The 19,498-nt window shown below is 56.5% G+C and carries 15 protein-coding genes; 8 read left to right on the plus strand and 7 right to left on the minus strand.

Annotated elements, in window-relative coordinates:
- Positions 1–28: 28 nt before the first annotated feature.
- The 3 genes from VFX97_04910 to VFX97_04920 form a co-directional block, all read right to left on the minus strand.
- Entirely contained in the window at positions 29–1,240 is a 1,212-nt protein-coding gene (locus VFX97_04910; protein ID HEX5702537.1) for a hypothetical protein, read from the minus strand.
- Between the two features lie 67 nt (positions 1,241–1,307).
- Positions 1,308–1,766, minus strand: coding sequence for a CARDB domain-containing protein (locus VFX97_04915; GenBank protein ID HEX5702538.1), 459 nt, complete (start codon positions 1,764–1,766; stop codon positions 1,308–1,310).
- A gap of 61 nt (positions 1,767–1,827) precedes the next feature.
- Positions 1,828–2,412 (minus strand): hypothetical protein, encoded by a 585-nt coding sequence (locus tag VFX97_04920; protein ID HEX5702539.1) that lies wholly within the window; start codon positions 2,410–2,412, stop codon positions 1,828–1,830.
- Between the two features lie 202 nt (positions 2,413–2,614).
- Here VFX97_04920 and VFX97_04925 point away from each other — a divergent pair, with 202 nt between their 5' ends.
- The 3 genes from VFX97_04925 to VFX97_04935 all read left to right on the plus strand — a co-directional run bounded on the left by VFX97_04925 (position 2,615) and on the right by VFX97_04935 (position 6,627).
- Positions 2,615–4,603, plus strand: coding sequence for a tetratricopeptide repeat protein (locus VFX97_04925; protein ID HEX5702540.1), 1,989 nt, complete (start codon positions 2,615–2,617; stop codon positions 4,601–4,603).
- 156 nt (positions 4,604–4,759) lie between these two features.
- Positions 4,760–4,999 carry a hypothetical protein gene (locus tag VFX97_04930; GenBank protein HEX5702541.1) on the plus strand — a complete coding sequence of 80 codons (240 nt, stop codon included), beginning with the start codon at positions 4,760–4,762 and terminating at the stop codon, positions 4,997–4,999.
- Positions 4,996–6,627 (plus strand): sodium:solute symporter family protein, encoded by a 1,632-nt coding sequence (locus VFX97_04935; GenBank protein HEX5702542.1) that lies wholly within the window; start codon positions 4,996–4,998, stop codon positions 6,625–6,627. The genes VFX97_04930 and VFX97_04935 overlap by 4 nt, the downstream gene beginning before the upstream one ends.
- A 173-nt stretch (positions 6,628–6,800) precedes the next feature.
- Here VFX97_04935 and VFX97_04940 read toward each other — a convergent pair whose 3' ends face one another.
- The 4 genes from VFX97_04940 to VFX97_04955 all read right to left on the minus strand — a co-directional run bounded on the left by VFX97_04940 (position 6,801) and on the right by VFX97_04955 (position 13,210).
- A complete protein-coding gene (locus tag VFX97_04940) occupies positions 6,801–7,940 on the minus strand; it encodes a PQQ-binding-like beta-propeller repeat protein (protein ID HEX5702543.1) in 1,140 nt (379 codons plus the stop codon).
- A gap of 19 nt (positions 7,941–7,959) precedes the next feature.
- Entirely contained in the window at positions 7,960–9,108 is a 1,149-nt protein-coding gene (locus VFX97_04945; GenBank protein ID HEX5702544.1) for an iron-containing alcohol dehydrogenase, read from the minus strand.
- 287 nt (positions 9,109–9,395) lie between these two features.
- A complete protein-coding gene (locus tag VFX97_04950; GenBank protein ID HEX5702545.1) occupies positions 9,396–10,877 on the minus strand; it encodes a PQQ-binding-like beta-propeller repeat protein in 1,482 nt (493 codons plus the stop codon).
- Between the two features lie 143 nt (positions 10,878–11,020).
- Entirely contained in the window at positions 11,021–13,210 is a 2,190-nt protein-coding gene (locus VFX97_04955; GenBank protein HEX5702546.1) for a PQQ-binding-like beta-propeller repeat protein, read from the minus strand.
- Positions 13,211–13,386: 176 nt separating this feature from the next.
- Here VFX97_04955 and VFX97_04960 point away from each other — a divergent pair, with 176 nt between their 5' ends.
- The 5 genes from VFX97_04960 (at position 13,387) to VFX97_04980 (ending at position 19,455) form a co-directional block, all read left to right on the plus strand.
- Positions 13,387–14,208, plus strand: a complete 822-nt coding sequence (locus VFX97_04960) for an ankyrin repeat domain-containing protein (GenBank protein ID HEX5702547.1) — start codon at positions 13,387–13,389, stop codon at positions 14,206–14,208.
- Positions 14,209–14,409: 201 nt separating this feature from the next.
- Positions 14,410–15,738: a PQQ-binding-like beta-propeller repeat protein gene (locus VFX97_04965; protein ID HEX5702548.1), complete on the plus strand. Its 1,329-nt coding sequence runs from the start codon at positions 14,410–14,412 to the stop codon at positions 15,736–15,738.
- Between the two features lie 30 nt (positions 15,739–15,768).
- On the plus strand, positions 15,769–17,100 hold the full coding sequence (locus VFX97_04970) for a PQQ-binding-like beta-propeller repeat protein (protein HEX5702549.1): 1,332 nt from the start codon (positions 15,769–15,771) through the stop codon (positions 17,098–17,100).
- A 214-nt stretch (positions 17,101–17,314) separates the two neighbouring features.
- The gene (locus VFX97_04975) at positions 17,315–18,820 is read left to right on the plus strand and encodes a PQQ-binding-like beta-propeller repeat protein (protein HEX5702550.1); all 1,506 of its coding nucleotides are present in this window, start codon (positions 17,315–17,317) and stop codon (positions 18,818–18,820) included.
- Positions 18,821–18,948: 128 nt separating this feature from the next.
- A complete protein-coding gene (locus tag VFX97_04980; GenBank protein HEX5702551.1) occupies positions 18,949–19,455 on the plus strand; it encodes a hypothetical protein in 507 nt (168 codons plus the stop codon).
- Positions 19,456–19,498: the final 43 nt, after the last annotated feature.

Genomic DNA, 19,498 nt, shown 5'->3' on the forward strand with positions numbered 1-19,498 from the left:
GTTCTCCTAACTGCTGCAGACCATAGTCCTAACGCCGCGGTTGGCGATCTACCTCGGCGGCGAGCTTCTTAACGCTTTCAAGAACTTCCGCGGCTCTTCTGGCGTTGGCTTCGAGTTGTTGCAGCACTGCTTTTTCACGCGCTACTTCGCGGGGGGTCATGCCACTTGGTTGCGGTCGCTGCTTGTTATCACCAGTCGTTAGTCGGCCACCTTCCGACTTGTCGATGTCGGTAACGGCCCGCGCCCGAAGCTCCTGCAGCTTATTTTGTCGTCCTCGTTGTTCCTCTGCGCCTTTTAAAGCCTGGTCGCTGGCAGTCTGAGCCTGATTCTGGGCGGTGTGGATCAGGTAGTCGAGTCCATCAAACCTGCCCTGTTTGCGTTCCACCTCGGCATAGAGTCGCTTAACGCTTTCGAGAACTTCCGCGGCTCTTCTGGCGTTGGCTTCGAGTTGTTGCAGCACCGCTTTTTCTCGCGCTACTTCACGAGTGGTCAGGCTCCCTGGTTGCTTCACCAGACTCCGTTGCTTTTCGGCAGCGCGAGAGGCTTCGTCGTTAGCAGTCTGAACCTGCGCAGCAAGTGCGGTCAGCATGTAGCGTCCGTCGGCCAAGCTTCCGTTCATGGCCGACTTCGGTGGCTTTGTCGACGCGAGCGGAGAGTCCGAGTCGGCGGGACCTTTGCGCTCGACTGCCGAGCGAGATCTCGCGTGCGCGAGTTGCACGGCTTTGAGCGCTTCGGCCAACTGTCTCCAGTCGCTTTCCTCGACACTCGGCACATTCATCCCGTGCACTCGCAGAGTACCCACTGGGTCTTCGATAAACTTACGAGCGAGGCCTGAACTGTTCGCGGGCGGATTCGCAACATTCGCTTCACCCGTGCCGAGAAAGATCACGCGGTTGTCGCGAAGCTCAATCCTGAAATGTAATGTTTCGTTATTAACTGACCCGCTGCGACCCGCGGAGGCCCTGTCAGGCTTCAACCTGCGCAGCAGCTGCGTGAATTCGCGCCAGGGCGCTTCAGCGGACTCGGGGACCCGGATACCCTGCGAGCGGAGCGCGCTTACCGGGTCGGCCAGGAATTGTTGACGTTCTATTCCCCTAATTGAAACTTGAATAACCACCTTGCTGTAATTGAATGACAAGAGCTCTTCCGCTTGCGCATTCGCATTCCCGGCTATGACTACGATCAGCAATCCGGAAACAATTATTGGCCGCATCATTTGTAGGAAAACTTTTCTGTTCATACATCCTTCCTTTCAAATCCGATTTGCGTTCTAGGCGAAAAGGACAGAAATGCTGTCGGCATCCGCTTCACAAGTTGTGCCAGACTTCGTTATTAGCTTCATCCGACTCCGTCACGATTGAAGTTGCGTCCGCGTTTAACTTGAAGGTGGTTGATTCAAGCGAGACATTGGTCGGCAGAATGCCTTTGGCGTTTATCAGCATCCATCTGTCTTTGCCGGCGGCCAGTGGCGACAGTTTGATTTCGATTACTCTGCCAACCGGAACCCCGTTGATTTTGCGGACGGTGAGCCGCAGGACGCAGGATGCGGAAGCCGCGCCGCCGCTATTCACTATGTGGACGCGGACCACTTTTTCATTCGTGGTGGCGAAGAGAAACTCGCTGATGCGTAAGTCAGGCACGGCAACGACCGTCATATTTTTGCGGTTCGCTTCTGGCGCGTGGGCCGAGGTTGCCGGCTGTGGTCCAAAGACTGAAGCCAGCGCAACAATGGTAAGAATCGAGTCCCTCAGGCATCTGTTTCTCATCGTCATCTCCGGCTCCAAAAGTCGCACCCTTCATAGACATGTTGATTTCCGATGGCCATTGTCAGTGCCTGCACGAACCTGACACGTCGTTTCTCGGCTTGTAAGTACCGCCCAGAGTTGCGCAGGTGTTCTTCACCCTTAGGCATATCGCGGCGCCTTCGCAATTGAGTGAGGGCGTGCTCATATCAACTTGTTTTAGGATTGTGACCGAGGCGTATCGGCGTTTTCCCTGGGTCTGGTTACGTCCAGGCCGAAAGTCAATCCCCGCAACGTTCGTGGTTCCGTTTGAGGTGTCGTCAGCGGTGTTCGTGTTCCGGAGAAAAAAGGCTCCGCGGCTGGAGGTCCTGGTGGTGTCGGCGCACACCCCGACGTTTCCCGCCTCATTGGTTGCGAAAGTGTGCTTCGGCAGCGTCTCGCAGACGCTCTTCAGGGTCTTGCACCCTTGGGTCGTATTGCAGCTCGCGACAACGTGGTTAGCGGAAATACGTACCTCCTTGAATTTAAACTCACTCTGGTTCGTCTTGACCGGCTCTGAGGGCGTTGGTTTCGGTTTTGCATGACCTTGGGACCGCGCCGGCGAACCCGCGGCGACGGCAAATAACATCGCGGCGACTACGCCGCTAACGCGACTCATTTGTTTGCTCATCTTGTTTCTCCTTTGGGTTGTTCTTCTTTCAATGTCTGAAGTCTCTTCCGGCTTCTTGTCTGTTAGCGGTAAAATGCCTGGCCGCGACACCGAAAGTTTGCGAACCGCTTTCACGGTCGAGAAATACAACGCCACCATTCCCCAAGTCCTGAACAGATTGCGAAAAAGATGAGAAGAAAAACTACCGAAGGCTAAGTCGTTGATGACAGTGGAGATCCAAATGATCTACCGGCTCGAAGAATTCGAGCTCGATCCAAACACACGTCGTCTCACGGGCGCCGATGGTAAGCCTGTGCACCTTTCGCATAAGCCTTTTCAGGTCCTGCTTTACTTCATCGAGAATCGCGATCGGATTGTTAGCCGCCAGGAGTTGTTGGATAAGTTCTGGGAGGGTCGCGACGTTTACGACATCACCCTGACCAAGTGCGTGGGCGCAATCCGCAAAGCGCTGGGAGAAAACACAGAGACGCCGCGTTTCATCGAAACCCGCTGGGCCGAAGGCTACCGCTACATTGGGCCGTTGGAAGAAATTGATGCTCGGGTTACGCAAACCCATGAGCGGCGCGCCAGCCTGGAAGATGCGGAAGAGTCATCGCGCGGAGACCTTCTGACCACGGCCTCTGAGAGTCTGCCTGCGCCCTCAAAGGTCCTGGAGCATTCCGCGGCGGAGTTGCCGTACGCCGCTACGCTCGGGCGTCGGATGTCGCGGAGGACCTACGTTGGCATCGCCATTATCGCCGTCCTCCTGATTGGCGGGACACTGCTGGCGTATTTGCTGCGTCGACCTGCGGCGCCAAAGTCGCTGGCCACGATCCGCTCTTTGGCAGTGCTGCCGCTGAAGAACGTACCCGACGACTCCAACTACGAGTATCTCAGCGATGGCATCACCGAGGGTTTAATCACTGCGCTATCGCAGATTGAGGATTTGAAGGTCATCTCCCATGGTTCAGTGATGCGTTTCAAACGTCGAGATTCCGATCCACGGGAAGTGGGCGGGCAACTTGGCGTCGCTTCGATTCTGGAAGGAAGCGTTCGGCGTGATGGCGACCGCGTGCGCGTCAGCGTTCGCCTGGTTAGGACCGACGATGGCAGTGTGCTCTGGGCGGGAGAAACCTACGAACGCTCAATCGACGATCTCGCGACCTTACAAGACGAGATCACCAATCAACTGGCCACCAGACTCGGGGCCAAACTTCTTGGCCGTGATCATGCCTCGACGCCGCGGCACTCGCGCGACGCTGAGGCCTATCAGCTGTACCTCAAGGGCCGTTTCTTTTGGAACAAACGAACACAGGACGGGATTGAGAAGTCGATCGAGTTTTTCAATCAAGCGATCGCCCGGGACCAGAAATATGCCATGGCGTATTCCGCGCTGGCGGAGTCCTTTGTGCTGCAGAGTCTCTGGGGGAGCACGTCGAGCCGCGAGTCGAACTCAAAAGCAAGAGACGCCGCGGAAAAAGCCATGGTGTTGGATGTGACTCTGGCTGAGCCGCACGTGGCCTTGGCACTGATCAAGGAGCAATACGATTGGGATTGGATTGGCGCCGAACGTGAATTCCAACAAGCGCTGAAACTGAATCCGAATTACGCTACCGCGCATCAATGGTACGGAGAGTTTTTGGTTTTTATGGGGCGCACTGAGGAGAGCATCAAAGCCCTCCGTCGCGCAAAGGAGCTGGATCCGCTTTCGCCAATCATCAACACGCAAGTGGGCTATCCATACTACTGTGCCCGCCAATATGACGCGGCGATTGTCGAGTTCAAGAACGCTCTCGAGCTTGAACCAACCTTTGCTCCCGCTCTCAACTACCTGGCTCGTTCCTACCAGGCAAAGGGCATGGACGACGAAGCTATGACCACCTTTCATAAGGCGGTTGAACATTCCGGGGGCAGCCCGGTGATGAAGGCGCGGCTCGGCTGGGCGTATGCCAAGATCGGGAAGACGGGCGAAGCGAGGCGTATTCTCAACGAACTGGAAGACGAAGCAAAGACCCGCTACGTCGCGGCGTGCCTCATCGCTTCATTGCACGTTGCCTTGGGAGACAAAGAGAAGGCGTTCGCCTGGTTAGACAAAGCTTTTCAGGAGCGGGACGTGCTGTTGTTGACACTCAACATCGAATCGCATCTCGATCCGCTGCGCGACGATCGGCGTTTTCAGGATCTCGTACGTCGCGTGGGATTACCGACGTGATGCAGGTGAGTTTCAAGCCGACTCGATTAAGATTCACTCGTAGATTTTCCCGCCTTGCGTTATATTCTCCAGACTCCAGACTTACGGAAACAAATTTCGGCTTCAAATTGACAGCGATTGTCGAACGAGGTCTCGGCTTGGCCTAAACGAACGATTATGAAAAAAATCCTATTGATCGTCGCGGTAGCCGTTCTCTACATCCTGCATCAGGACATCTGGTTTTGGCGCACGCCTTATCCGCTGGTGTTCGGCTTTGTTCCTATCGGACTTTTTTATCATGCGTGCTTCGCGGTTGCCGCTAGTTTGGTGATGTGGCTGCTCGTCACCTTTGCCTGGCCTTCGCATCTCGAGCGCGAAGTTGAACAACAGACCTCTGACAAGGAGGAAAACTCTTGATTCCAGCAATCCTTGTCTTCGCCTATCTCGCGGTAGTTCTTTACATCGGAATCTTTGCCTTTCGTCGCGCGAAGGGAAAAGAGAAAGCGGAAGGATTTTTCCTCGCCAACCGCCAACTCGGACCAGCCGTTTTCCTCTTCTCGTTGTTCGGCACGAACATGACGGCCTTCGCCATCCTCGGTTCGTCGGGCCACGCTTTCAATAACGGTATCGTCACATTTGGACTGATGGCGTCGTCGTCAGGTCTGGTAATTCCGTTGACGATTTTTCTGATCGGCACGCGTGTCTGGGCGCTGGGAAAGAAATACGGCTTCATGACTCCGGTGCAGATGTTTCGCGATCGTTGGGAATGCACGCATATCGGAACGGTTATTTCCGTGGTGCAGGCCGCGCTGCTGGTTCCTTACATCATCATCGGCATCATGGGCGGAGGCACGACCCTAAACACTGTCAGCGGCGGAGTGGTTCCGTTTTGGTTTGGCGGAGCGATCGTCGCGATGGTCGTGATGGGCTATGTCTTTTTCGGCGGCATGCGCGGCACGGCGTGGGTCAATACCTTTCAAACCATTCTGTTCCTGATCTTCGGGGCGGTCGCGTTGGTGGTAATCGGCGTCGGCATGGGCGGCTACAAGAATGCTGCTCAACAAATACTCGCTTCGCCAGCTCTGGCGCCGCTGTTCACGCGTGAACGCATTTCGCCTTACTACTTTTTCAGCTACACCTTCATTCCGCTCTCGGCGATCGCCTTTCCGCACATTCTCATCTTCTCGCTGACCGCGAAGAAGATGGCCCACTTTAAGAAGACAGTGATTCTTTATCCGCTGTGCATCATGGCGATCTGGCTGCCGTGTGTCTTTCTCGGCGTAATGGCGAATCGCGTGACGGACGTGCCGCAAATTCGCGCCAAGCAAGAGGCGCGCGCGACGCTGGCGCGGCAGGGTAAGACGATGGCGCCGGAACAGCGCGATGAGTTGCGCGAAAAGGCTGCCGGAGATGATGTGATTCTGCGCTTGCTCGAACGGTACGCGCCGCTGTGGCTCGCCGGCTTGCTGGGTGCTGGGATTATGGCGGCAGTGATGGCGAGCGACTCGCAGATTCTCGCTCTATCAACGATGTTCACGGAGGACGTGTTTGCCTTTTATGGGGGCAAGAAGCGCTTTGGCGAAGCGGTGCAGGTGCAGACCGGGCGCATCTTTATCGTGATCATCACATTGGTGTCTTATCTGGTCGCATTGCGCGCGCCGGAGACGATCTTTGAGTTAGCGATTCAGTATGCGTTTTCTGGATTCGCGGCGCTCTCGCCTCTGCTGATCGGCGCTTTGTTCTGGAAGGGAAGTACGAAATGGGGCGCGCTCGCGGTCACTCTTTGGGTTGCCCTGGCAGTCGTTGCCGTGGCGATCTTTCAGTCAGTGGTGCCTGCACCGGCACCCGGACCGGCAACAGTCTATTGGTCCGTGGGCGGGACTGAACTCATTTCCCGCACACCCGGCGGCACCGCCGTCTTCGGCTTCATGCCGGTTGTGCCTATGGTTCTCGTCTCGTCTCTTTTGATGTTTGTAGTTTCGCTGGTGACAGCGAAACCGGCTGAGACCACTATCGCGAAATACTTTGGAAACCGGAAGTCATGAGGCGATTAAAGCCATGTCAGAACCGCGAGCGGACCGGGGTCCCCACGCGGGCAGCCCGCGTGGGGTGGTGGATGCGACGGATCGAGACTCAACTTGAATGGCTGATCCCATCGCTACCGCTCCGGGTTCTGACACTTCCAGGCTTTACGCTAACCCGAGCTAGTTCCGCGGACTTAACCAAAACAATACAACCGTCCATCCTGACTGCCGATAACCACGCGGCCGTTGGCGATTGCCGGTGATGCTGATAGAGGCGCGCCGGCATGGAACTCCCAAAGTTTCGCTCCGCTCGCCAGGTTCAGAACGTAAAACTTCCCGTCGTTCGAACCAACAAACACCCGATTGCCGGAAACTGCCGGCGAAGATTCAACGCGAGCGTTCGTCGCGAACGTCCAGGCGGCGGTGCCGGTTCGATTGAGTCCGTGGACCAGCTTGTCACGTCCGCCGACCACAACTCGATTCGCGGTCACGGCGGCTGATGAGTAGTACGGAAACTTTCGGCTCGGATGTTGATAGCGCCACGCGATGCGCCGCTGAGTCAGGTTCACCATGAGCACATCATTATTGAACGTTCCGTAAAAAGCCGAGCCTCCTGACAAAGCCGGCGAAGCTCCCGTATATGCGCCAGAGGCGATCTGAAAGACCTGCGCGCCGTCGCTGATTCGAATCGCGCGGAACACTTCGTCACAACCAGTGATGAAGGCCATGCCGCCATAAATGCTCGGCGTCGCATGCACTGGCCCATCGGTGCGGACCTTCCAAAGAACCGATCCGTTGCGAGCTGAAAGACAATAAAGATGCTGATCGTACGATCCGATTAGTACTCGGTCGCCGACAACGACCGGCGATGATTTGATCTCGCTGCCAGTCTTGAAGGCCCACAGCTTTTGTCCGTTTGAAGCGTTGAGCGCATTAAGCCAGCCGGCGGAATCACCGATGTAAACGACGCCTGCGCTGTAAGCGGGCGACGATTCACCGACGGGAGCGCCCGTGCTGAACTTCCAATAGACCTGGCCGTTGTCGAGATTAAGCGACACCAGCTCGCCCTTTTGCGAACCGATGAAAACCGTCCGCCCCACAATGGCGGCTGAGGACTCAATTGAGTCGCCTGCTTCATAAGTCCAAAGCAACTTGAGGTTGTTGCCGAGTGCTGACTGCGATACTCCAGTCAAAGAATGATTGCCGCGAAACTGCGACCAGTTATCAGCCGGCGTGTCCTGCGCGCGCGCGGCGAAGGGCAAAGCGCAAAGCGCGAAGATCAAGACCAAAACAAAACCGAGACGGGTCTGAAGTACCGCATTAACTCTTTGCACTTTGCTCTTTGCTCTTTGCTTAAAAAGCACTCCTGTAAACCTCCAATGCTCCAATTTGATCGAAAGCGCGCGGGTTAAATCCACCCGTCCATTGCTGAGCCGCCTCAGATGCGAGAAAAGGCAACTGCTCGGATTCGATCCCCGCCGCGCTTAAACTTGTTTGCAGGCCGCCGGCAGCCGCGAGTTGTTCGAGGCGGCGGGCCAACGCTTCAGTTGCCTCATCGTTGTTGGAACCGGAATACAAGCCGGAAGCCCGTGCGAACTCAGCGTAACGTTCACCCGCCGCAGACTTGTTCCAGCGGACAACGGTTGGCAGCAGCATGGCCAGCGCAGCGCCGTGAGTGGTTCCGTAATGCGCCGTCAAAGGATTGGCACAGGCGTGTGTCGCTCCGAGCATCGAACTCTCAATGGCGACGCCGGCAAAATACGCGCCGAGTTGCATTGCGCTTCGCGCTTCCAGGTCGCCAGGACTTTCCAGCACGCGCTCGTATCGGCTATCCAGCAACCGCCACGCCTCACGTGAAAAAACTTCGGAGAACGGGTTTCGTCGGGTCGTTACATAAGTCTCGACGGCGTGCGTAATCGCGTCGAAGCCAGCCGTGGCGGTGATCGCATGCGGCTGCGAGATTGTCAGTTGCGGATCCAGGAGCGCCAGTCGAAATGAGGCTTTCGGATCGCCGCAGGCCATCTTGGCATGAGTCTCGGCATCGGTGATTACCGCATAGCTCTGGGCCTCGCTACCAGTGCCGGCGGTGGTGGGGACCGCAATCATCGGCAGCATCGCTTTTGACGCTTTGCCGTAGCCGGCATAGTCGTGCATCCGCCCGCCGTTCGTCAGCACGAAGTTGATTCCTTTCGCGCAATCCAGCGAACTGCCGCCGCCGACCGCGATGATTGAATCTACTGCGAGTGTCTTGGCAAATTCGCAACCGGCTTCAATAACCGCCGTGTCGGGGTTTTCGGTAAAGTCGTGAAACCGAGCGACCTCAATTCCTTTGTCGGCTAAAGGCTCGAGGGCTTCATCGACGTGACCAGATGCCAGCATGCCTCGATCGGAAACCAGCAGGGTCCGGCGAAATTGCAGTTCGGCAGCAAGCTCACCGAGTCGCTTGATCGAGCCCGCGCCAAACACCACTCGAGTTCGAGGTTGAAAATCGAAGGATTGCATAGTTCATGTCAGTACCGGGAGCGGTAGCGACCGGGTATTTGGAGTGCGCCGGCAGAGCGAAGCGGCGACGGCGCTTTGGTTGAACCCTGACAGCAAGCGTTCTGGACATCCAAAGCGGTGTCGCGCTACGACCACCCCAGCGCGGCTGCCGCGCGGGGGACCCCGGTGCGTGCCACCGCACTCCAAAGACCCGGTCGCTACCGCTCCCGGTACTGACTCATCCACTTTGCGAAACGATATCTATAAACATCTGCTCCTAACGGAGCCGAATAACTCGCACCGTCCATTCACTTTGCCGCAGCCGCCGGTTTCGCTTCCGCCAATGCGTAAAGCTGATTGCGATTGCTGATGTAGAGCACTCCATTGGCGGGCACGGGCGTACTATAGACGGAGCTGCCCATGTTGATTTCTACCAGCACCTTTTTGATTTTCCCCGCTTGCATGATCACCACATCGCCGTCTTCATCACCAAGGTAGACCTTGCCGTCAATCAGCACGGGCGAACCCCAAACTGCGGCGAATAGATCATGAACCCAATGAACTGCTCCTGTCTTGGCATCGAGCGCGTGCAAGAAGCCGCTGAAATCGGACTGATAAACAATTCCGTCTTTGATCGCCGGCGTCGAGATCGACCGGCGAATCTTGTCGTAGTGCCAGACCAAGCCGGTTTTGGTGATGTCGCCCCGCTTGGTGCCATCGATGCAGTACATGTGACCGACACCCTCACCGTGTTCCGGATCCTGGCCATTGGCGATGTAGACCCGATCCTCGTAAACGACGGGGGTGCCGATCAATTCGTTGCGCGTCTTAGGCCAGACTGAGTCCTTTGGATTCGAGTCAAACTCCCAAAGCTTCTTCCCCGTCAGCGCTTCATAACCGCGAATCCAGCCGTCACCCTGACCGTGAATTACCTGAACGACGCCGCCAATCGTGCCGACCGTCGGCGAGCACCATTGCCCGTGAAGAATTTTGTCGTGGACTGAGTTGTCCTCCCAAACCAGTTTCCCGGTCTTCTTGTTTACGGCAATAATCGCAGGCGCTTTCGGCGAAGGAACGTTAACGTGACTTTCGTCCTGGCCGTTTGAAGTGCTGACATAAATCAGGTCGCCATGCATCACCGGCGAAGAGTTCGCGAGGTTGTGGGGCAGGGAACCGACTTCTTCGACCATGTCGTAGATCCAGACCACGTCGCCATTGAATTCGCCCGTCAGCTTTTCATTGGTGACCCCGTCGTTCTCTTTATCGCGAAAACCCTGCGTGTCGAGACAGACCAACTCGGCGCGATTTGAGACGTAATAGACCCGATCGCCTTCCACCAGCGGCGAGGATGCCACGCCCTGGTAAGGCCAATCGTTAACCCGGCCCTGCGCCATCTTGTCGTGGACCATCTGCCACATGAATTGGCCATCCGATTCGCGAAAGGCCATGACGATGCCTTTGTCGCCGGTAATCTTCGGGTCGCGCAGGCCTTCGTTGTTTGTGCCGACAAAGACCATGCCGCCGGCCACGACGACATTGCCGTACGTCTGCGAGCCCAGCGCCGCGACCCACTTAACATTCTTTTTCGTTTTGACGTCCCAGGTTGTCGGCAAGCCCTTCATGTTCGAGATCATGTTCCGATCAGCCGTGCCACCCCACATGGGCCAATCGCCTGAGCCGGGATCGGACGCCGAGGCGGTGGGCAGTGAGCTGTGAGCAGTGAGCAGTAAAGAAAGCAGAAGGCAGAAGGCAGAAGGCGCGAGCCATCGCTTTATCACAGTTGTTTTCATGTTCTTCTTCATAAGCATTAGGTCAAAGCGTCAATACTCTTTGTGTCTCCGTGCATCCTCTGTGCCTCTGTGGTGAAAATAACTCAGCAAAAGTTTAACCACAGAGTCACGGAGTACTCACAGAGGCACAGAGAACCATCACTCTACTTGTTCGCATAAACTTTCAAATTATCAAAAAAGACCTCCGCGAGGGCGTTGCCGAAAATTCCCGGCGCGCCCTGCCGATTTGGAATCGGATCGATCCGTTCGATCATCCACGCGGCCGGTTCAGCCTCGCCGACGGCCCAGACTTTACCGCGCGCGCGAGTTTTGCCGTCGGGCAGATTCTCAACTTGTAACTTCATCCGGTACCAGGTGTCGGGCTTCCAGGCGAACGGCTTGCTGACGGTGCGCGCAGTTTCGGGTTGCCATGGTTCGAGGTTTAGCAGCTGGCTGTTGCCGTAAATCGTCAACACATATCGTTGCGCAATCACGCCGGCATCGCCTTGCTGCCGCCGTTTTGTAGTGGCGCGAACATCCGCCTCGACCGTGTAATTTGAAAAATCAGACGGCCCGAAATAGGCACGCGCGCGACTTAGCAGCGAAGAACCTTCCGTGGTCTTAACGAGGATTTTGCTCCCTTCAAAGTCGCGGACGATGAATTTCAAAGTGGCGTTCACCCAGAGCGGCGGCACGGTGTTGGCAGCCATCGCGTCAAAGTTTTCGGTCCAGGGTAACGGCGGATAGATGCGCACCGTTGCGGCGCCGCTCACATTGCCGACCGTGGCTTTCACTGAGCCGGCCTGCAGCCCGCCATCGCTGGCCGCTACAAACTGTCCGTTGGCGACCGTTCCTTTCAGCGCATCAAGCGACCAGGTCGCGTTCGCTTCTTCGCGAATGAATTTTCCGTATTCATCAAACAGCCGGACGCGAAAACGCGCGGTGTCCCCCGGCTTCAACATCAGCTCCGTCGGGAAAACCTGCACGTGGGTGGCAGGGCGATTTGGATTAGGCAAGCCTTCGACCGGCGGTCCCTGATTCGTCACGCCGCTGGTTTTCTTGCCGATGCAATAGAGATTAGCGTCACTGACGAAGTAAATACGCCCGTTGGAAACGGCTGCTGAGGCGATGATTTCTTCCGGATCAGCTTCTGTCCCGAGTTGATCCTGATCGAGAACCTCAACGCCGGTCGCGCTCGGTTTCAGAATATAGAACTTTCCATTCTCAGTGCCGACATACAGCTTGCCGTCCGCCAGCACCGGCGAAGCTCTTTGAATGGTGCCGAGGTTCTCGAGCCACAATCGCTTGCCGGTGGCGACTTCGAATGCCGCGATGTTCGCGCCGTTGTCGATGTGATAGAAACGGTCGCCGTCTATCACCGGGGAAGAGAAGCCACCCTGCCATCCATAAACGCTCCACTTCACGTTCTCTTTTTTCAATTCGCCTTTCGCGCTCGCATCGACCGCGACGACCATTCCCATTTCACTCGACGCGATATTCTCTTCGCTGTGCGTCAGGATGGCGGTCGTGCCGTGCACTACCACGCCGGTATTGATGCCGCGTTTGCTGATCTCGTATTTCCAAACGGGTTCGCCCGTCTGCGCCTTAATCGCATGGACCACCCCGTCGCTCGCACCTTGAATCAACAGACGCGTGCCATTGATGTTGACGATGATTGGAGGCGCGTAAGTTGTGTCGTAAGGACGGCCGCCGGGAGCACTCTGCCAAATCGTTTCGCCCGTGCGCTTATCAAACGCCATGAAGCGATGCGCGCCGCGCGCGTGCGGGCCCCAGGCGAAGGTGATGCCGCTGATAATCAGCAGGTCGCCATCGATGATCGGCGATACCGTGCGGCCGCCATGCGTCGTCAACAAACCAAAATCTTCACCGAGAGAGCGTTCCCAGATAACTTTGCCTTCGCGCGTCAACGCGAGCAGCGAGCCGCCGACACCTAACGCATAGACATTGCCGGTGGCCTGGTCGCCGACCGGGGAGGCCCAACCCACCCGGTGCGGAGGCACATCGCTCAGGAAAATGTTGAAGCGATGTTCCCAGAGCAGCTTGCCGGTGTCGGCATCGAAGGCCATCACGCGTTCCTGCTCTAACTCGCCTTTGCCCGCGGTGTTCTGGAGGAACACGCGGTTATTCATTACGATAGGCGTCGACCGGCCCCCGTATGGCGCTTTCCACGCCAGGTTTTCGCCGGCAGGCGACCACTTCACGGGCAAATCTTTTTCCAGCGAAATGCCGTCCCGTGCCGGACCGCGCCATTCAGACCAATCGCTGGCCATCGACGGGGACAGAACGGCCAGAAAAACTGAGATTGTTAAGAATTGTGAAATTCGGTAGGTCATTGGTTTTTGTCGCGACGCTGCAACCCTAAAGATGTAGAATGCGTACACTTGCGTTGTAGCTGATTTTTGTAAACTCTTCTGTTTGCTGCTGCGATTGAATTTATCACTGTAGTCGCAACTCGAAAAGCGCGGAGACTTGTCGGTACCGCGAGCGGCAGCGACCGGGTAAATAACTCATGAAGGCGATCCTCTTAACATTATCGCTGCTGCTTGCCGCGACCCCGGTGCTGGCGCAAGACGCAAAGCAGCAACTCAATGACCAAATGTACGAGGCTGTTCGCCGCGGTGACGTTGCCGCGGTGACCGCACTTCTCGATAAAGGCGCCGACGTGAACGCCAAGTTCCGCTACGGCGCAACGGCGCTATTCAAGGCCGCCGAGCGCGGAAACGCGCCCATCGTCAAACTGCTGCTCGCCCGCGGCGCGGACGCGACTGTTAAAGATACCTTCTACAACGCAAAGGCGATGACCTGGGCTTTGGGCGAGAATATCAATGTCGAGCTCGTCAGCGCTCTGTTAGAAAAAGATCCGACCAGCGTCGAAGATGTCCTGATCACCGGAGTGGACAAAGGTAATGTCGCCCTGGTTGAAGTAGCGCTTGCGCAGGGCGGAGCAAAACCCGAGACCCTCACTGTGGCGCTGGCGGCATCACTGGGCGATAAAGATAAAGCCGCAATCGCTGAGTCACTTAAGAAGGCGGGCGCGAAGCCGCCGCTCGAGGTCGACGCGGCGACCCTTCAATCCTACGTGGGCCAATACAAGCCGGAAACGGGGGCCGAGATCGCGTTCAGTCTGAAAGACGGCAGATTGTTCCTGAAACCCCCGAGCAATCCAGTCCCGTTCGCGCTAATGGCCCTCGACAAAACAACTTTTCGTCCGGTTGCGTTTGGCGGACTCGTGGTTACTTTTACGGTGGAAGGTGAGAAGACTTCAGGGCTCACTCTGAAGCAGGGTACTACCACGACCGTTTACAAAAAAGTTGAAGAGACCAAGCAGTGAGCAGTGGCCGGAAAGCGGAGTCAGTACCGGGAGCGGTAGCGACCGGGTAAGGGCGAGCAACGCGGCAACCGTAGTTGGATGTGATATGTGAATAGGACCCTGTCGCTACCGCTCCGGGAACTGACCGCGCGGCCGCGATGTCTTACACCCTGGCGTGAATACCATATGAGACGATTAACATTTCTTCTTCTGTTCTTATCCGTGAGCTCTTTCTCCGCGGCAGCCCAAAACTGGCCCCAGTTTCGTGGCCCGGGCGCGGCCGGCGTAGTTGAGGGCGCGGCCGCGGCGCAAACCTGGAATGCCGCAAAGGCTGAGAACCTGGTTTGGAAAACGAAAGTGCCGGGCCTCGCTCATTCCAGTCCGGTGGTTTGGGGCGACGTGGTTTTCGTAAGTACGGCAGTCACCTCGGGGACCAAAGACGAAACGCGTTTCGGTCTCTATGGCGACGTTGCGCCCGTCAAAGAAGATCCCAAGCACACCTGGAAGGTCTACGCGCTCGACAAACGCACGGGCAAAGTTCTCTGGGAGCGCATCGCTTCCGAAGGAATACCAAAGGTCAAGCGTCATCCCAAATCCACTCACGCGGATTCGACGCCCGTCACCGACGGTAAATATCTCGTCGTGCTGTTCGGCTCAGAAGGGCTGTACGCCTACGATCTAAAGGGAAAGCTCCTGTGGAAGCAGGACCTCGGCGTGCTCGATGCGGGTTGGTTCTATGATCCGGACTACCAGTGGGAATTTGGCAGCTCGCCGATTATTTACAAGAACCTCGTCATCGTTCAGGCGGACCTACAGAAAAATTCATTCGTTGCGGCATACGACATCAAGTCCGGCAAGCAGGTTTGGAAAACTCCGCGTGAAGAAATTCCGTCATGGAGTTCGCCCGGAATTTATGAAGGAAAGACGCGCGCTGAACTGATTACGAACGGTACCAAGGCCATCCGCGGCTACGATCCGTTAACGGGCAAAGAGCTTTGGAGATTGACGCCGAACTCGGAGATTGCGACTCCCACGCCGTTTGTCGCCCACGATTTGATCTTTGTGACCAACGGTTATCGCCCGATTCAGCCAATCTACGCGATTCGGCCCGGTGCCAACGGAGACATTTCACTGAAAGATGGCAAAGATTCATCTGACTTCATCGCCTGGAGCAAGCCGCGTGGCGGGCCATACATGACTACGCCACTTGTTTACGGCGACTACTTCTACACGCTTTCGAACCAGGGCGTGATGACGGCCTACAACGCAAAGACCGGCGAGCGCGTGTATCAGGAGCGGCTTGGCGGCACCGGCGGGGCGTTTACAGCTTCACCAGTCGCCTCCGATGGAAAGATCTATCTGTCGAGTGAAGACGGAGACGTCTTCGTCGTCAAAGCCGGGCCAAAGCACGAGTTGTTGGCTAAGAACCCGGTCGGCGAAGTGATGATGGCAACACCGGCGATTTCGGATGGTATGCTCATCGTTCGCGGTATTAATCACGTTTTTGCTTTCGGCAACGCGAGTGCGGGAAAGAGCAAGGCGGGGAACTAAGGACCCAGTATTACTCAAGGAAATTCGAGCATGAAAAAACTTTTCGCAATCAAACTTACAATCGCTGTTGGTCTTCTTTTGGTTTTGACTTCATCTACGATTACCGCCTTGAGCGCCAACTGGCCCCAATGGCGTGGGACCGGCACGGGCGTTTCTGAAGAGAAGAATCTGCCTACTACCTGGAATACGTCACAGGGCATTAAGTGGAAGACGCCGATTGCCGGCCGCGGACACTCGTCGCCAGTCGTGTGGGGGAACAAAGTCTTCCTGACCACTGCGATCGAGGGCGACGTGGTTCCCGGCGCGAAGGCCGTCAAGCACGTGATGCCAGACAACAAAGAATTCCTCCATCCGGACAGCGTCGGCGCTGACCGCAAGCACACTTTCAAAGTGATTGCTCTCAACGCTGATACGGGAAAGATTCTTTGGCAGCAGACTGCCTGGGAAGGCACGCCCTTCGACAATCGTCACCGCAAGAGCTCATATGCGGCATCAACGCCGGCAACCGACGGCAAGATGGTGTTTGCGTTTTTCGGCACAGAAGGGCTCTACGCCTACGATCTGAACGGCAAACTCGCATGGAAGGCTGACTTCGGGAAACTCGGCACGGTCGGCATGGGTACCGGAACTTCGCCAATTGTTTTTGAAAATCTGGTGATTGTTCAGTGCGATGAGGAAAACGGAGGCGCATCGTTCATCGTCGCCGTCGACAAGAAAACCGGCAAAGAAGTTTGGCGGGTGCCGCGTAAGGTTCAGGTTAGTTGGGCCACACCCATGCTGGTTTCAAACGGCAAGCGCACCGAGTTGATTACGGTCGGCACCGAAGCCGTCGTTGCTTATGATCCGGCCACCGGCAAGGAACTGTGGACGCACAAAGGCGTCGAAAGTAATGCGATCCCGTCTCCGGTCGCGAATCAGGAAATGGTTTTTGTGAGCGCCGGTTTCCCAGCCAAGATAGTGATGGCGATTCAACTCGGCGGGTCGGGTGATCTTAAAGAAACCGTCGCCTGGAAATACTCAAAGGGCACCGCATACGTGCCATCACCGATTCTCTATGGCGACTATCTTTACCTGACAACGGATCGGGGGATTCTCACCTGCCTCAACGCAAAAACAGGTGAAGTTGTGTACGAAGGCGGCCGGATTCCAATTCCGGCTACTTTTACGGCGTCGCCAGTGGCGGTCGATGGGAAGATTCTGATGACCAGCGAGGACGGCGATACGTTTGTCGTCAAAGCGGGACCGAAGCACGAGATTCTCGGCACTAATTCGGTTGGTGAACCCGTGTACGCCTCGCCGGCAATTTCCGGACAGAGGATTTTCATTCGCGGCGAGAAGAATCTGTACGCGATTGGGAAGTAACTTCGCGGTTCTCCGTGTCTCAGTGCGATCTCTGTGTCTCTGTGGTGAATGTACTCGCAAGGGAACTCAACCACAGAGACACAGAGGCTTCACAGAGGCACAGAGAGATGCGATTGACGACAATCGGAACCAACCGATTGCGTCGCGTAAGCGCCCGGGTTGTTAACAGTCTCCCTTTGAGATCGTTTTAGAGTTAAGCGGGGGAAGCCAAAAAATGTTTCAAACCCAAGAATCGAAGCCCTGGTATCAGTCTTTGCCGGGATTGATTGTCGCATCGGTTTTGTTGCCGCCGGTGGGCATTGTCCTGTTATGGATGCGGCGCGGCAGTCCAATCTTCGTCAAAGCCCTGGCAACGGTCGCGATTCTGGTGTTGGGAGCGGGCTATATTTTTCTCTTCACGGCGTGGCGTCGCTCAGCACAGAACGAAGCTCACTACACCGAGCTTGAGCAGCATCGCGCTCAACAGCAGAGTCTCGTCGCCCAGCAGCCGCTCGCATCACAAGCGCAAGCCAGTCCTGGTCAGGCTCAAGCCGCGGCCAGCCCGGGAGCGGAAGCGGCCTTCGCCCATGCGACAAAGAATTACTGGACCAACTATCGTGGACCAAACCGGGACGGCCGCTACGAAGAACTTCCCGTGTTAACAAGTTGGCCCGCCGGAGGCCTGACCCCGATTTGGAAACAACCGATTGGTATCGGGTACGCGTCATTCACAGTTGCAGACGGCGCGGCGTTCACCATCGAACAGCGTCGCCGGCAGGAAGTGGCCGCGGCCTATGACGTTGCTACCGGTCGTGAGCTATGGACCCAAGCATGGAATGCTGAGTACACCGATTCAACTGGTGATGGGCCGCGCTCAACGCCCACTTGGGACGAAGGGAGACTTTACGTTCTTGGGGCCACGGGTGAATTGCGCTGCCTCGATTCCAAAACGGGCCGGGTGATTTGGGGCAAGAACATTCTTTCTGAGAATGGCGCTTCGAATCTGCCCTGGGCGATGGCCGCGTCGCCACTGATCGTGGACGATAAAGTCATCGTGTTGCCGGGCGGCAGCGGCGGAAAATCAGTCGTGGCCTACAACAAGATGAACGGCGCGCCGGTTTGGAGGTCGCTTGATGATCGGCAAGCGTACGTCTCGCCCATGCTGGTCACGCTCGGCGGCCGCCGGCAAATCCTGGTGGTCAGTTCCACGCGCGCGGTTGGTCTGGTCCCTGAAAATGGACAACTGATTTGGAGCTTCACCTGGGACACGGACATGGGCATCAACGCTTCGCAGCCGATCGTTGTGGGAGCTAATCGGTTCTTTATCTCGTCGGGCTACGGCAAAGGGGCGGCGCTGGTCGAAGTCAATGGTGCGAACGCCCGCGCGGTCTGGGAAAACATCAATATGAAGAACAAGTTCAACAGCTCGGTTCTTCACCAGGGTCACGTTTACGGCTTAGACGAGGGAATTTTGAGCTGCGTCGACGTCAATACCGGCGAACGCAAATGGAAGGGCGGGCGTTACGGCTACGGCCAACTGCTACTTGCCGGCGGTAATTTGATCGTGATTACGGAAACCGGCGAACTTGTTTTAGTGAAGGCCGCGCCGGATCAGTTTTCAGAATTGGCGCGCTTTCAGGCGATCGAAGGAAAGACGTGGAACTACCCGGCCATCGCCGGCGGACGTTTGATCGTGCGTAACGCGAACCAAATGGCCGCGTACAATATCGCCGCGAAGTGATCGTGCATTACTCTGTGTTCCTCCGAGTGTTCTCTGTGTTTCTGTGGTGAGTTTTTTCCTTGGCATCATTCACCCAGAGACACAGAGGTCGCACAGAGGCTCACAGAGAAACACAGGAGTTTTTCAATATGAAACGCTTATCCATGCTTGGCATTCTCGGTCTGCTGTTGGCGTGCAGTGCCACCGTCTCAGCGCAGAAGCTTGATTTCAACGGGTCGTGGACAATGGATCGCGCGCGCAGCTTCGGTCTGCCGGGAAACATGAACCAAACCATGACCGTCGCGCAGTCCGGTGACGAAATTCAGGTCGAGACGAAACTTATCCAGCCCAACAACGAACGATCCGTCAAAGATAATTATGTTCTCGACGGCAAGGAGCGTGATTTCGCTCCGCCGGTGCCGCCGAATGCTCCGGCCAATGCGCCCGCGCCGAAGGGAAAGCGCACCGCTTACTGGATGCCCGGCAACAAAGGCATTCTGGTAGATGACGTGGTGACGACCGAGACTCCAAATGGCCCGGCCGTCACCAAAACCACTCGCAAGTGGACGTTGTCGAACGGCGAGCTGGTAATCGACATGTACGTCGATAACCCGAATGTCTCCTACGAAGCGAAGCGGGTCTTTAAGAAGAATTGAGGTCCCCGTCGGGCGGGTCCCTATCGTTTAGAGGCGGGCTACT

The sequence above is a fragment of the Pyrinomonadaceae bacterium genome, assembly GCA_036277115.1.
Lineage (GTDB): Bacteria > Acidobacteriota > Blastocatellia > Pyrinomonadales > Pyrinomonadaceae > UBA11740.